At 65.6% G+C, this 14,577-nt stretch carries 10 protein-coding genes and 1 tRNA gene; 4 read left to right on the forward strand and 7 right to left on the reverse strand.

The genetic code is table 11. The features are described from left to right. Positions 1-30: 30 nt before the first annotated feature. Positions 31-1,587 (reverse strand): amidase family protein, encoded by a 1,557-nt coding sequence (locus tag DCM79_RS04150; protein ID WP_257178767.1) that lies wholly within the window; start codon positions 1,585-1,587, stop codon positions 31-33. Between the two features lie 172 nt (positions 1,588-1,759). After that, positions 1,760-1,849 (reverse strand) — tRNA-Ser (locus DCM79_RS04155). A 191-nt stretch (positions 1,850-2,040) separates the two neighbouring features. Between DCM79_RS04155 and DCM79_RS04160 the strand changes: the two genes are divergently transcribed. After that, positions 2,041-2,382 (forward strand): hypothetical protein, encoded by a 342-nt coding sequence (locus tag DCM79_RS04160; protein WP_257178768.1) that lies wholly within the window; start codon positions 2,041-2,043, stop codon positions 2,380-2,382. A 50-nt stretch (positions 2,383-2,432) separates the two neighbouring features. On the opposite strand, the gene DCM79_RS04165 is transcribed toward DCM79_RS04160, so the two are convergent. The 3 genes from DCM79_RS04165 to DCM79_RS04175 all read right to left on the reverse strand — a co-directional run bounded on the left by DCM79_RS04165 (position 2,433) and on the right by DCM79_RS04175 (position 6,433). Beyond that, entirely contained in the window at positions 2,433-3,896 is a 1,464-nt protein-coding gene (locus tag DCM79_RS04165; RefSeq protein ID WP_257178769.1) for a trehalose-6-phosphate synthase, read from the reverse strand. Between the two features lie 229 nt (positions 3,897-4,125). Next, the gene (gene otsB, locus DCM79_RS04170) at positions 4,126-4,944 is read right to left on the reverse strand and encodes a trehalose-phosphatase (RefSeq protein ID WP_257178770.1); all 819 of its coding nucleotides are present in this window, start codon (positions 4,942-4,944) and stop codon (positions 4,126-4,128) included. Between the two features lie 4 nt (positions 4,945-4,948). Beyond that, the gene (locus DCM79_RS04175) at positions 4,949-6,433 is read right to left on the reverse strand and encodes an MFS transporter (RefSeq protein ID WP_257180689.1); all 1,485 of its coding nucleotides are present in this window, start codon (positions 6,431-6,433) and stop codon (positions 4,949-4,951) included. 178 nt (positions 6,434-6,611) lie between these two features. On the opposite strand from DCM79_RS04175, the gene DCM79_RS04180 reads away from it, so the two are divergent. Then, entirely contained in the window at positions 6,612-6,998 is a 387-nt protein-coding gene (locus DCM79_RS04180; RefSeq protein WP_257178771.1) for a DUF3175 domain-containing protein, read from the forward strand. A gap of 289 nt (positions 6,999-7,287) precedes the next feature. Here DCM79_RS04180 and DCM79_RS04185 read toward each other — a convergent pair whose 3' ends face one another. Continuing rightward, positions 7,288-9,321: a methyl-accepting chemotaxis protein gene (locus DCM79_RS04185; protein ID WP_257178772.1), complete on the reverse strand. Its 2,034-nt coding sequence runs from the start codon at positions 9,319-9,321 to the stop codon at positions 7,288-7,290. Positions 9,322-9,732: 411 nt separating this feature from the next. Beyond that, entirely contained in the window at positions 9,733-11,772 is a 2,040-nt protein-coding gene (locus DCM79_RS04190; protein WP_257178773.1) for a methyl-accepting chemotaxis protein, read from the reverse strand. A 243-nt stretch (positions 11,773-12,015) separates the two neighbouring features. On the opposite strand from DCM79_RS04190, the gene DCM79_RS04195 reads away from it, so the two are divergent. Then, complete coding sequence (locus tag DCM79_RS04195; RefSeq protein WP_257178775.1) at positions 12,016-13,182, forward strand: FIST N-terminal domain-containing protein; 1,167 nt, start codon at positions 12,016-12,018, stop codon at positions 13,180-13,182. Continuing rightward, on the forward strand, positions 13,179-14,537 hold the full coding sequence (locus tag DCM79_RS04200; protein WP_257178776.1) for a hybrid sensor histidine kinase/response regulator: 1,359 nt from the start codon (positions 13,179-13,181) through the stop codon (positions 14,535-14,537). Before DCM79_RS04195 ends, DCM79_RS04200 begins: the two co-directional genes overlap by 4 nt. The last annotated feature ends 40 nt before the right edge of the window (positions 14,538-14,577 follow it).

Below are 14,577 nucleotides of genomic sequence, written 5' to 3' on the forward strand. Positions count from 1 at the left end.
CACTGTCAACGCTGCGATCACTCGCGGGCCCTACCCCATCCGCTCCCACAAGCGATGAGCAAGCACGCCGGCGCGCTTCTCGATCGCGGCCGCGGCATCGAGCGCAAGATCCTCGCGATAGCGACCGGCAATGAGCTGCACGCCGATCGGCTTGCCGTCGTGGAGGGCCACCGGCACCACGGCGCCGGGCAGGCCCAGCACGTTGATCGCGGAGATGAAGCGGATCTCGCCCCAGAAGATCTCGCGCACGCGCTCGGCGCTGACCGCGTCCTCGCGCGGGCCCGGCGTCGGCTTCACCGTGGTCGGCGCCAGCACGACCGGATAGTCCTCGAAGAACAATTGCCAGGCGCGGATGTGGCCGTTGCGCGCGGCGGTCGCCTGCATCCAGCCCTTGAGATCGAGCACATTGGCCTTGGCCTTCATGCCGCCCCAGGCCTTGTGAAAGTCCTCCGAGGTCACCTTCAGCATGCCGGCTTCCTGCATCACCACGGTCTCGTTGGTGATGATGTCGCACCAGGTCTGCCAGACGCCGTCGATGTCGGGCACCTCGACCTCGCTGACGCGGTAGCCGGACCGTTCGAGATGGTCCGCGGCCTGGCGTAGCGCCGCCGCGACGGACGGATCGACGTCCATGTCGTCCGGTATCTTGGCCAGCGCGACCTTGATCGGCCGCTTCGGCGTCACGCCGACCAGCGGCGCCGGCACCCACCAGGGATCGCGCGGATCGCGCTGGCTCATCGCCTCCAGCGCGAGACGCACGTCGGCGACGTGGCGGGCGAGCGGCCCCTGCGCCGACATCAGATGCGCCAGCATCGGCCGCTCGGCCGTAGCGCTGGCGTTGAACGCGGGGATGCGCCCTTGCGTCGGCTTGATGGTGGCAACGCCGTTGCAATGCGCAGGCCAGCGCAGCGAGCCGCCGATGTCGTTGCCATGGGCGATGGTGCCGATGCCGGCCGCCACCGCCGAACCCGCACCGCCCGAGGAGCCGCCGCAGGTGATATCAGGGTCCCAGGGATTGAGCGTCAGCCCGTGCAGGGGATTGTCGGTGAAGCCGCGAAAGGAGAATTCCGGCGTGTTGGTGAGCCCGATGACGATCGCGCCCGCCTTCTTCAAGTTGCGGACCACGGGCGCATCCGACGGCGCGATCAGGCCCTTGTTGGCGGGCACACCGTTGAAGTTCGGCCGTCCCTCGTAATCGACGTTTTCCTTGATCGTGATGGGTACCCCGTGCAGCAGGCCGAGCGCAGCACCCTTGGCGCGCTGCTTGTCTGCGGCATGCGCAGCCTTCAGCGCCTCCTCCGAGAGATCGACGACGACGGCATTCAGCTTCGGATTGACCGCGCGCATCCGTTCGAGATGAGCCTCGACGGTCTCGACCGCGGAGATCGCGCCGGAGCGGATCGCGGCGGCAGTCGCCACCGCCGACCATTGCCAGACCGGCCCAGACGGGCGCCGCGGCCTGGCCGGTTTGCCGGCGGCGGCCTTTGCGGCCGGCTTCGCGGCAGCTCCCTTGCGGGCCGCGGTCTTCGTCGCGGCTCGCGCCTTCTTCCCTGCAGTCTTGGTCCTGGTCGCCGTCTTCTTCGCCACGCCATATCTCCCAAAAATTGCGCGGCGGAGGTTAGGGACGGCTCCGATCCCTGTACAGGTGCGATTCTGCATCGCTCACCTCGGGATCAACATCGACATGGGAGACGGCTGGCTCGCGCTCGTGCTGCAAACCGGACGGGACCGGCAAGAGGACGTGGTGGCGTATAGCCAATGGCGGAGAGAGTGGGATTCGAACCCACGGTACGGTTTCCCGCACACACGCTTTCCAAGCGTGCGCCTTAAGCCACTCGGCCATCTCTCCGGAGCGCCCTCTCTTGAAGGGGCGCCGACGATTTTGCAAGGGATCGCGAGGAAAACCGGCGAATTTTCCGCAAGCCGTTGTATTCACATGGTAAAATTCGGCGCCGCGGCTCCGGTCGGCCTGCAGGTTGAACCCTTGACGGGTTTGCCGCGACGATTCAGGTGAGGATGCCGAGCACGACCGGGGGAGCCATGACCATCCGCAAGACCATTGTCGCCCTTGGCCTGATTTCGGCCCTTGGCTCCGCCCTCGCGGCGTCCGCCGCGGCCCAGGTCTGCACACGTCAAGGCGTCGACGTCAGCTGCGACGACGGCCGGCGCGGGATGCTGTCGGGCAATGCCATCATCTGGCCGGACGGGACGCGCTCGAGCTCGGCGCCGCATCCCACGGTGATCATCGGCAACAAGAGCTCGGTGCATGTCGGCACCGGCGTGTTCGTCGGCCAGGGCAAGGGCATGGTGCCGATGGACGATCCCAATGCGCCCAACAAGCGGCAGTGCGCGATCCTGGAGGGGGTCTCGTATTGCCATTGAGGCATTCCACCGTCCCGCCCGGGCGCGTCTCCGGGCACGACGCCGGATCCCTAAATCAGCCGCACGCCTGAGATCGCCGATTTCAGCCAGCGCAGCGCTTGCGGCGGTTGCGTCGCGAGCGGGGCGACGGCGACCTTCTCGGTCCGGCACTTCTCGAGCTCGGCGACGAAGTCGGCCGACCATTGCTGGATGGTGTGGCCGCGCAGCTTCTTCATCATCGCGTCCCAGCGCATCTTGCGCTCGGTCAGCGGCATTGCGGCTGCGACCGCGATCGCGCGCGCCATGCCGTCGATGTCGTGCGGATTGACCAGCAAGGCGGTCTCGAGCTCGTTGGCGGCGCCGGCGAACTTCGACAGCACCAGCACGCCGGGATCGGCCGGGTTCTGGGCTGCGACATATTCCTTGGCGACCAGGTTCATGCCGTCATGCAGTGGCGTCACCACGCCGACCTGCGCTGTCCGGTAGAGACCCGCGAGCACGGCCTGGCTGAAGCCCTTGTTCAAATAGCGGATCGGCGTCCAGTCGACCTCGCCGTGGCGGCCGTTGACGTCGGTGACGAGGCGCGCCACTTCGTTCTGGAGATTGCCGTAGGCCTCGATCGCACCGCGCGAGGGATTGGCGATCTGCAGCAGCGAGATGCTGCGCGCAAATTGCGGCTGCTCGGTCCAGAGCCGGTCGAACGCGCTGATGCGGTTGACGAGGCCCTTCGAATAGTCGAGGCGGTCGACGCCGATCGCGAGCCGCTCGCCGTTGAGGCTGCGCCGCAGCCGCGACACGTCCGGATGCGAGGCCGACTTGGCGGCATAGGCCGCGAACTTCTCCGCGTCGATGCCGATCGGAAACACTTCACAGCGCGTGCGGCCATGCTGCGAGATCGCAACGCCATCCTCGACGGCAAGGCCGAGCTCGCCGCCGACATAACCAAGGAAATTCTGGCGATCCTCCTCGGTCTGGAAGCCGAGCAGATCGTAGGCCAGCATCGCCGTGATCAGTTCGCGATGGTTGGGCACGCCTTGCATCACCGCGGCGACGGGCCAGGGCGTATGCAGGAAGAAGCCGATCGGGTCGTCGACGCCGAGGTCGCGCAGCTCGGCGCCGAGCGCGAGGAAATGATAGTCCTGCACCCAGAACGCGGTTTTTGTTTTTCGGAAGCGCATCAGCGCGCGCGCCATGAAGGCGTTGACCTCGCGATAGCTGACATAATCTTCGCGCGAGACGCGAATGAGGTCGCTGCGCGAATGCAGCGCCGGCCACAGCGCCGAATTGGCAAAGCCCTCATAATAGCCGCCGTAGTGCGCCGCCGGCAGATCCAGGGTCGCGATGGCACCTGCGCCGAGCGCCTCGATCTCAGCGAATGGTTCCTTCTGATGGCCGTCCCGTACCCGGCCCGACGACCCCACCCAGATCGCGCCCGAATGTTCCACAACCGGCAGCAGCGCCGCCGCGAGGCCGCCCGTCATGGGCTCATTAGGCTTGCCGCGGGCGACGCGATTTGAAACGACGACTAAGTTCACAGGTCGTCCCCTCCTGTTTCATTCCACCACGTTTAACTGCCGTTCATCAATATGGTTCCTGATCATCGTTTCAACCAATTGAAACCAAAATCGGGCCTGCGCGTTGGAACTGGTTTCGCTTGCGGAACCCGAAGATTTCGTTGCAAGGACAGCGGCTGCAGCAGATATCGCGGCGTCCAATACACCGTTCCGACCGGCATTATGTCTGCGACGGGGCGCTGCCTTGATTTCACCTTGGATCGAGCAGGCGCGCGAGGAAGGCCCGCACGTCGTTCGGCGTGTCGAAATGGCCGTTCACGCCCATGGCGCGGCGCCCGACCGAGAAGGCAAGCCCGTTCATGTCGGGCATGATTGCGAATACGGTTTCATCGGTGACGTCGTCGCCGATGAAGATCGGACGCCGTCCCCTGAACGGCTCCCGCTTCATCAGTTCGCGCACGCCGGTCGCCTTGGTGAATCCGGAATGCTTGATCTCACACACGAACTTGCCGGGCAGCACCTCGATTGGCGCGTTGGGCAGATCGGCGCGGATCACCGAGACGGCTTCGTAGATCGCCTTCTCCGCATGCGGCGCGAGGCGGTAATGCAGAGCGAGCGAATAGCCCTTGTCCTCGAGCAGAATGCCCGGGCTGAGCTTGGCAATGGCCGCGAGCCGCCGCTTCAGCTCCTTGTCCAGCGGCGGCGCATGCACGGCATCGACCTCATTGTCCACCGACAGCCGCATCTCGGCGCCGTGGCCGGCGACGGCGCGAAATACCTCGGGCGCGAAGATCAGGTCGATGTCGTTGAGCGAGCGGCCGCTAACCAGCGCCAGCGCGCCGGACGTGCGCTCGGTCAACCGGTTCAGCGTCTCCGACAGGCCCGGCGGTACCCATACCTCGCGCGGCGTCGGCATCAGGTCGAGCAGGGTCCCGTCGATGTCGAGCAGAATTGCGGTCTCGTCGAGATGCGGCACCAGCGCATGCGGCACCGGCACCGTCTCGGGCGCCTCGTCGTCGAATATTGTGGGCTGCTGGTCCATCGCCATTTCTGCAAGTTCCGATTTCATCAGTCTACTCCATAAAGGCGAGCGGCCGCGCGATTTGTTCGAGCGATTTGCGCTCCGCCGAGACGGCATAGCGCCACGCCACGATCGCGGCCGCGAGCATCAGGACTGCCCCCAGCAAATAGCCGGCGAACACGCTGGTGCGTGATCCCGTGTCGATCAGCGCGCCGAACAGCGCCGGCCCGATCACGCCGCCGATGCCGGTGCCGACGGCGTAGAACACCGCGATCGCCAGCGCGCGAACTTCGAGCGGAAAGGTCTCGCTGACGGTGAGATAGGCGGCGCTGGCGGCCGGTGAGGCAAAGAAGAAGATCACCATCCAGGCGACGGTCTGTCCCTGCGCACTGAGCACGCCGATCGAGAACAGATAGCCCGACAGCGCCAGCAGCAGGCCCGACATGCCATAGGTGAACATGATCATGGTGCGGCGTCCCAGCGTATCGAACAGCCGGCCGAGCAGCAGGGGCCCGAGGAAATTGCCGGCGGCAAAGGGCAGCAGGTACCAGCCGACGTGATCGGCCCTGATGCCGTAGAAATCGGTCAGCACCAGCGCGAAGGTGAAGAAGATGGCATTGTAGAAGAACGCCTGCGCGCTCATCAGCACGAGGCCCACCACCGCGCGCTGGCGATACGCCGAGAACAGCGTGTGCACGACCTCGCGGATCGGCGTGTGATCACGCATCTTCAGCCGGATCTTGGGGAAGCGCGCCTCGTTGATATCCTGATCATGCCCGATCACGGAGCGTTCGATCTCGTCGACGATCGCATGAGCCTGGTCGGGACGGCCATGGATCATCAGCCAGCGCGGACTTTCCGGAATCCACATGCGCATCAGCAGCACGACGAGACCGAGGCCGGCGCCGATCAGATAAGCGAACCGCCAGCCGAGATCAGGCGTGATCACGGCGGGGTCGAGCAGCACGATGGCCGCGACCGCGCCCATCGCGGCGCCGATCCAGAAACTGCCGTTGATGACGAGATCGGTCCAACCGCGATAGCGCGCCGGCACCAGCTCCTGGATGGTCGAGTTGATCGCGGTATATTCGCCGCCGATGCCGGCACCGGTGAGGAACCGGAACAATGCGTAGCTCGCGACATCCCATGACAGAGCGGTCGCGGCCGTGGCCGAAAGGTAGAGCGCGAGCGTGATGAAGAACAGTTTTTTCCGGCCGATGCGGTCGGTGAGCCAGCCGAAGCCGAGCGCGCCGAGCACGGCACCGGCGAGATAGGCGGAATTGGCGATGCCGAGATCGAGGTTGGAGAATTGCAGCGACGGACTCTGTTTCAGTGCGCCGGAGAGCGCGCCCGCCAATGTCACCTCGAGCCCGTCAAGGATCCAGGTGATGCCGAGCGCGAGCACCACGCGGGTGTGAAAGCCGCTCCACGGCAGCGCGTCGAGCCGTGCCGGAATACTGGTCTCGACGATGCGGTCGGTGACGGCCGCCGACACCGTCGGTGCGTAGTTCAGCGCTGGGCTTTGCTGCAATTCCATCAGGCTGTTGCGCTCGATCAATGGCTGCGGCCCCGGTCAGGATGTGAACGGGGTTGGTCCGATCGTCGGGGTGCGGCATTCCGCCTGCCCCTGCGACAACGCCTGCGGCGAGGTCGGGTTCCTGCAGGAACGGCTCCTGGGCCGGCTCGTTTCCGAAGCAGCCGCAGGGAGTTGACGCATGGCTCAGGTCAGAAAGAGGACACATTCTCGAAACAGCGGTCCACGCAAGTCCGTCCGCCGGAAGACGAGCACGCGGCGCAGCGCGGTTGCGCGCAAGAGCACCAAACGCGCGACGCCGAAGCGCTGGTCGCAACGGGTGACGAAAGAGAGCGACGCGCTTGATCTCAAGCAGGGCGTGTTCAAGCTGACCAGCCCGAGGAAGATCGCGATCTCGTTGAAGCAATCGGCCGAGCACAGCTCACGACGCAAGACCGGCGCCTATCGTTCGGCGCTGTCGATGCTGACCTTCTACATCAACCGTGCCGGCAAGACCTTGCCGAAAACACAGCGCGCGCGTCTGGAGAAGGCGAAGGTCGAGCTGAAGCGGGCGTTCGGGCGAGAGTGAGGCAGGAAGGGCGAGAGAGGCGCAAATGGCGATCCTTGCTCCGCTGTCGTCCCGGACAAGCGAGCGAAGCGGAACGCCGATTCGGGAACTCCGCGCGAGCGCTTTGCGCTCGTCGCGATAATCACAGGATAGGGTTGGACGAAGACTCGGAATGACCACCGTCCGACCCAAACTCTCCCTGGGAGTATGGGTCCCGGATCGGCGCGCGCCTTAAGGGCGAGCTTGTCCGGGACGACAGTGGAGGATGGAGCGATAGCGGAGCGTCTAACTCGCAACGAACCCGAGCAGCTTACGCCGCCCTGATATTCCCCATGAAGCGGTCGAGCTCGGCGCGCAGGCGGGTGCTTTCGGACGACAGCGTCTTGGCCGAGTGCAGCACCTCCTCCGAGGCCGAGCCGGTCTCGGCGGCGCCGCGGTTGACCTGACCGATATCGGTGGCCGCGGTCTGGGTGCCCTGCGCCACGGTCTGGACGCTGCGCGCGATCTCCTGCGTCGCCGCGCCCTGCTGCTCGACCGCGCTGGCGATCGACGTCGAGATCGACGAGATCTGGCCGATGGTCGCCCCGATCTCCTTGATCGCGGCAACCGATTCGGCGGTGGCGCCTTGCATGCCCGCGATGTGCGAGGAGATCTCGTCCGTCGCCTTCGCGGTCTGGCTCGCCAGCGACTTCACCTCACTGGCGACCACGGCAAAGCCGCGCCCGGCTTCACCGGCGCGCGCCGCCTCGATGGTGGCGTTGAGCGCCAGAAGATTGGTCTGCTCGGCGATCGCCGTGATCAGCTTGACCACTTCGCCGATCTGCTGGGCCGCATGCGAGAGCTTTCCGATGCGCCCGTCGGTTTCCTTGGCCTGGACCACGGCGGCCTCCGCGATGCGGCTGGAATCGCGGACCTGGCGACCGATCTCCTCGACCGAGGCGGACAGCTCCTCGGTCGCGGTGGCGACCGACTGCATGTTGGAGGAGGCCTGCTCGGAGACGCCGGCGACCTGGCTCGACAGGCTCTGGGTGGTCTCGGCGGTGCGGGTCAGGGTGGAGGCCGCCGATTCCAGCTGCACGGCCGAGGCCGAGACGTTGGAGACGATGGCGCCGACCGCGCTCTCGAAATCGTCGGCGAAGCGGATCAGCTCGGCGCGGCGGCTTGCGGCCTGCTCCCGGTTCTGGACCTCGCTGGCGGCCGCATCGCGCTCGGCTTTTGCAACAGCCTGAACCTTGAACTCCTCGACCGCGCCGGCCATCTCGCCGATCTCATCCTTGCGGCCGAGGCCCGGCAGCACGACGTCGAAATTGCCCGAGGCGAGCTCCCGCATCGCCTTGCACATCGCGATCATCGGACGCGAGATGCCGTTGCCGAGCATCAGGGCGAGCACGGCTCCGATGGCGAGGCCGCCGAGCGCCAACATCATCATCAGCCGCTCGGTATCCACAATCGTCGCATTGGCGCTCGCTTCGATGCGCTGCTGATCCGCAGTCAGCTCCGACCGCAGCTCGTCCGAGAGCTTGAGGATGGTCGCCGCGGTCTTGGTCATCTCGCCGTTCAGCTTGACGATGATCTTCACGTTCTCCGACAGCTTGGTGAAGGAGCTGCGGTACTGCTTCAGCAGATTGCCGATCTCGGTCACGCGGTCGGTGATCTTCTGGTCGTTGGCATAGATCGAGACCAGCAGCGTCTCCAGGAATTTGACGCGGGCGATCACGCCATCGGCGGTCTTGGGCTCCGGCTTGGCGACGAAGGCGCTGACCGAGGTGGAGACCGCCAGATATTGCGAGGTGATGTCCTTGGCCGTGGTCTGGACCGAGGCCAGCCCCGCCAGCGCGGCAGTATCGGCGAGATCGTCGAACTTGAACCGGATCTTGTTGCCGACGCTGTTGAGCTCGTCGGCCGCGATCTTGTTGTTGGCACGCGTCAGCGTGATGATCTCTCCGAACACCTTCGTGAATCGCTGGAATTCGGCCTCGAGCTTGCCGACCTGCTCGCGGCGCGCGGCGCCGGTCGTGGCGGCGACCGACTTGGCGATGGCGCCCTTCAGATTTTCTTCGGCGGCCTTGGCTGCGGTCTCGTCGTCCGCCGCCCCGGTCAGGGTGTAGGCCCGGGCCAATCCTTGATAGGCGATCAGTTCGCGATCGACCGTCCGCGCGAGGTCGGCTTCCGAGACGCTGGTGCGATAGGAGGCCACGGCGCCGGCAATCCGCTCGAAGCCGAAATAGGCGAAGGCCATGCTGACGGCGAGGATGGCCAGCACCGCCACGAAGCCGAGGATGATTTTTGCGCGAAACCGCAGAGTTGGCAGCTTCGATTGGTTCGACTTCGACTTGACCGACATTCCCCCACCCCATTCCATTCGCGGAAAACCAGGCGCAGCCCGAGAGCAGCCCGCTCCCTGACTCGCACGCACGGTAATCGGCAAAGGATAAGCTGTGGTAAATTTATGGCGCCACAACTGGCAGTTAGGTGACGCAGGGAATTTGTTAAGGCGGGCTTTCTCGCGCCGCTACAATTGAAGGGCCGGCGTGCAAACCCTCCACCGTCGTCCCGGACGAGCGAAGCGAAGATCCGGGATCCATAACCACAGGGAGTGATTTGGCGAAGACTCGGAGTTATCTGCTCCCTCCACAAGCACGTTCTTGGAGTATGGGTCCCGGATCTACGCGCGCCTTAAGGGCGCGCTTGTCCGGGACGACAGTGGAGGATGGAGCGATAGCGGAGCGTCTAACTCGCAACGAACCCGAGCAGCTTACGCCGCCCTGATATTCCCCATGAAGCGGTCGAGCTCGGCGCGCAGGCGGGTGCTTTCGGACGACAGCGTCTTGGCCGAGTGCAGCACCTCCTCCGAGGCCGAGCCGGTCTCGGCGGCGCCGCGGTTGACCTGGCCGATATCGGTGGCCGCGGTCTGGGTGCCCTGCGCCACGGTCTGGACGCTGCGCGCGATCTCCTGCGTCGCCGCGCCCTGCTGCTCGACCGCGCTGGCGATCGACGTCGAGATCGACGAGATCTGGCCGATGGTCGCCCCGATCTCCTTGATCGCGGCAACCGATTCGGCGGTGGCGCCCTGCATGCCCGCGATGTGCGAGGAGATCTCGTCCGTCGCCTTCGCGGTCTGGCTCGCCAGCGACTTCACCTCACTGGCGACCACGGCAAAGCCGCGCCCGGCTTCACCGGCGCGCGCCGCCTCGATGGTGGCGTTGAGCGCCAGAAGATTGGTCTGCTCGGCGATCGCCGTGATCAGCTTGACCACTTCGCCGATCTGCTGGGCCGCATGCGAGAGCTTTCCGATGCGCCCGTCGGTCTCCTTGGCCTGGACCACGGCAGCCTCGGCAATGCGGCTGGAATCGCGGACCTGGCGGCCGATCTCCTCGACCGAGGCGGACAGCTCCTCGGTCGCGGTGGCGACCGACTGCATGTTGGAGGAGGCCTGCTCGGAGACGCCGGCGACCTGGCTCGACAGGCTCTGGGTGGTTTCGGCGGTGCGGGTCAACGTGGAGGCCGCCGATTCCAGCTGCACGGCCGAGGCCGAGACGTTGGAGACGATGGCGCCGACCGCGCTCTCGAAATCGTCGGCGAAGCGGATCAACTCGGCGCGGCGGCTTGCGGCCTGCTCCCGGTTCTGGACCTCGCTGGCGGCAGCGTCGCGCTCGGCCTTGGCCACGGCTTGAACCTTGAACTCCTCGACCGCGCCGGCCATCTCGCCGATCTCGTCCTTGCGGCCGAGGCCCGGCAGCACGACGTCGAAATTACCCGAGGCGAGCTCCCGCATCGCCTTGCACATCGCGATCATCGGACGCGAGATGCCGGTACCGAGCACGAAGGCGAGAAACGCGCCGAGCAGCGTGCCGCCAACGGCGAGGATTAGAACCAGCCGCTCGGTCCGCCCGATGGTCGCTTCCGACTCCGAGTCGAGCCGTTGCTGTTCGGCGACGAGGTCCGCCTTCATGGCACTTGCGCCTTGCAGGATCGCACCGGCCGAGCCGCTCATCTCGGTGACGAGGTCGTCGACCAGCTTGGCTTTCGCGATCAGCTTTTCCAGCGCGTCGCGATAGGCGGCGAGAAGCGCCTTGGCCTCCTTCAGGCCGGCGACAACCTTTTCGTCCATGGAATAGACCGCGCCGAGCGAGTTCTCGACGAACTTCAGCCGCGCCATCGCGCTTGCCCCGACGGCCTGGTCCGAGTTGAGGATGAAGTTGCTCGCGGCTGCACTCGCGGTCTGGAATTGGGCGTTGACCTGCTTGGTGCCGAATTCGATCGCCTGCGCCTCGGAGTCGGAGGCGTTGTTGCCGATGTCGTCGAGCTTGTATTTCAGCAGGTTGGCGTTGCGCTGAAGCTGATTCTGGACCAGGAGCGCGCTGTCACGCTTGGCTTGCAGGATCTTGGCGAAGGTCGCCGAGAAGTTGGAGAATTCCTTCGCGAGCTTGTTGAGACTCTCCAGCCGCGCCGGGTTCTTGGCATTCTTGATGGCCTGATTGATCGCATCCTTAAGGCTGGCCTCGGCGTCCAACGCCGCCTTGGCGTCGTCCTCCTTGCCGGTCACCACGAAATAGCGGGCCGCCGAACGATAGCCGAGCAGCTCGCGATCGATATTGCGGGCGAGATCGGCCTCGGAGACGCTGCTGCGGTAGGATCCTACGCCTTCAGAAACGCGCTCGAAGCCGAAATAGGCGAAGCCGAGGCTGACCGCGGAGATGGCGAGCACCACCGCAAAGCCCAGGATGATCTTGGCGCGGAACCTGAGCGTGGGAAATAGCGTGCGCTTCGACGGCGAATTGATACGCCCGGACATTCCCACCCCCAGATCGGTTCTTGCAAAGTGCAGCACGGCCGGGAGCAGCCCCGCCCGACCCGGGATGAAAATTAGGGCAGATTCGTCAAGGGGCGGTAAATTCCCGCCCGAAGGTCGCCGGTCGCGGACACACGTTCCGCGGATTCGGCCGCAATGTTGCGACCAGACGAAAAAGGCCATACTCTTTGGGCACTTGTCAGGCACTCGGCATCAGACCGGGCGGGTCCTTCAGGGAGAAACGGAGTGGGGCAAACCGACTTTCGGTTTGGCGGTGCGGCCGGCGTTGCCGTCGCGAAGTCGAAGGCCGCGGGCGTCGCGCAAGCCGTTGCCGACCTCGCCGCTCAGCTGCCATCCGAGGAGCTGGCGCTCATCCTGCTGTTCCTCTCCCCATGCTACGATCCGCACCAATTCATCGCGGAGATCAGCCGGCAATTCGACGGCACCCAGGTCTGCGGTTGCACCACGGCGGGCGAGCTGGCGCCCGACGGCTGGGACGAGAACAGCGTCGTTGCTCTCGCCTTCAGCCGCGCCGACTTCTCGGCCGTGGTGCGGCCGATTCTCAATCTCGACGGTTTTCGCGTTGAGGACGGCCGCAGGATCGGCACCGAGCTTCGGCAGGAATTGCTGCGGGAATCGTCACAGGGCGAACGCGGAAATCCGTTCGGCCTGGTTCTGATCGACGGCTTGTGCCGCCGCGAAGAAGCCGTGATGTCCGCGATCTATGCCTCGCTCGACGACATTCCCATCGTCGGGGGATCTGCGGGCGACGGCATGCGCTTCGAGCGCACCTGGGTGTTTTTCGACGGCAAGGCCTACACCAATGCCGCCCTGCTGATCCTGTTGAGCACGTCGCTGCCGTTCCGGGTCTTCAAGTGTGACAATTTCGAACCGCGGCCCCAGAAGATGGTGGTCACCGAGGCCGACACCGAGAATCGAACCGTCAGGGAGCTGAACGCCGAGCCCGCGGCCGAGGAATATTCCCGCGTCGTCGGGATCATGGACGAAAAGCTCGACCCGTTCTCGTTCGCTTCGCATCCCGTTCTGGTCCGGGTCGGCGGCTCCTATTACGCCCGCTCGATCCAGCGCGTCGAACCGGACGGCTCGCTGCACTTCTTCTGCGCCATCGACGAAGGCATGGTGCTGACGGCGGCGACGTCGCGCAGCCTGGTCGGCACGACGCGCGAGGCCTTCGCGGAGACGCGCGACCAGATCGGCGAGGTCTCGCTCTATATCGGTTTCGAATGCCTGCTGCGCCGGCTCGACGCCGAGCAGCACCAGCTCGCCCGCGACATGTCCGAGCTCTACCGCCAGAATCGCGTCGTCGGCTTTCATACCTACGGCGAGCAGTTCGGCTCGATGCACGTGAACCAGACCTTCACCGGCGTCGCCATCGGCAGGCGTCCCGCGTGACCGGGCCGTGGCAGGACCCCGATGCGGTCGAGCAGCTGCAGCGGGAAGCCGCGAAGCTGAAGAAGATCAATGCCGCGCTGATGTCGCGCGTCGAGCGCTCGATGGACCAGCAGCTCAACGCCTTCTCGCTGTTCGAGACCGCCATCGCGCTCGACCGGCAGGTCCGGGACCGGACCTACCAGTTGCGCGAGGCGCTGCATTCGATCGAACGCGCCAATGAGGGTCTGTATCGCGCCAAGCAGCAGGCCGAGGCCGCCAGCTCGCTCAAATCGTCCGTCCTGATCTCGGTCACCCACGATCTGCTGCAGCCGCTGAACGCGGCGCGCCTGACGCTGTCGGCGCTGGCCGAGATGATGGAGGCGCAGGACGCGGGCCTGCTGATCGATCAGGTCGACCGCTCGCTGGTGACGCTGGAGGATCTGTTGCGCTCGTTGCTGGAGATCGCCAAGCTCGATGCGGGCGCGCTCAGGCCCGACGTGCGTCCGCTGGCGCTGGCGCCGCTGTTCGAGCAGCTTCGCAACGAATTCGCGCCGCTCGCTGCGCGGCAAGGCCTGTCCTTGCGCATCCGCAGCGCGCCGGTCGCGGTGTCGTCGGACGCGATGATGCTGCGGCGCGTGCTGCAAAATCTGCTCGCCAATGCCATCCGCTACACCCGCAGCGGCGGCGTCGTGATGGGGTGCAGGCGACGGGGCGACCGCATCTGCGTCCAGGTCTCCGACACCGGGCCGGGAATCGCGCAGACGCAACAGGAGGCCATCTTTCGCGAATTCCAGCGCGGCGAAGCCAGCGCGACCGACCAGGCCGGCTTCGGGCTCGGTCTCTCCATCGTTCGCCGCTTCGCAACCGTGCTCGGACACGAGGTGCGGCTGTCGTCGCAGGTCGGCAAGGGATCGACGTTCGTCCTCGAGCTCGAGCCGGCCGATCTCGCCGAGGTCAGCGACGAGGTGCACGAGCCCAAGCTCAGCGAACGTCAATATGGCGGGCTCGAAGGCGCCAAGATCCTGCTGGTCGAGAACGATCCGTCCGGCTCCGAGGCCATGGCCGCCCTGCTGGAAGGGTGGGGATGCGACGTCGCGACCACGCCCTCGGCTGCGGACGCGCTGCTGCGCCTCAGCGAGCTGGGCGGAGCGCCCGACGCGGTCATCGCCGATCTTCATCTCGATCACGGCGAGAGCGGATTGTCGGCGATCGCCGACATCCGGGCGCAGCTGAAGCTCGACGTGCCCGCGATGATCATCACCGCCGATTATTCCGAGAAGGCCGCCAAGCAAGCGAGCCTCTCCGGCCTCGAAGTCTTGAAGAAGCCGGTCAAGCCCGCCGAGATGCGCGCGCTGTTATCGTTCCTGCTGAGCTAGCGCCGCACGGACGCGCTCACTCAAATATCGAAAAACAACC

Origin of the sequence: Bradyrhizobium sp. WBOS07, assembly GCF_024585165.1 — a bacterium.
Lineage (GTDB): Bacteria > Pseudomonadota > Alphaproteobacteria > Rhizobiales > Xanthobacteraceae > Bradyrhizobium > Bradyrhizobium japonicum_B.

What these genes read in the sequence shown, in the direction of transcription:
- DCM79_RS04175 (WP_257180689.1), bottom strand. Translation starts at nt 6,433, where the DNA reads ATGGAATTGCAGCAAAGCCCAGCGCTGAACTACGCACCGACGGTGTCG.
- DCM79_RS04185 (WP_257178772.1), bottom strand. Translation starts at nt 9,321, where the DNA reads ATGTCGGTCAAGTCGAAGTCGAACCAATCGAAGCTGCCAACTCTGCGG.
- otsB (WP_257178770.1), bottom strand. Translation starts at nt 4,944, where the DNA reads ATGAAATCGGAACTTGCAGAAATGGCGATGGACCAGCAGCCCACAATA.
- DCM79_RS04160 (WP_257178768.1), top strand. Translation starts at nt 2,041, where the DNA reads ATGACCATCCGCAAGACCATTGTCGCCCTTGGCCTGATTTCGGCCCTT.
- DCM79_RS04180 (WP_257178771.1), top strand. Translation starts at nt 6,612, where the DNA reads ATGGCTCAGGTCAGAAAGAGGACACATTCTCGAAACAGCGGTCCACGC.
- DCM79_RS04190 (WP_257178773.1), bottom strand. Translation starts at nt 11,772, where the DNA reads ATGTCCGGGCGTATCAATTCGCCGTCGAAGCGCACGCTATTTCCCACG.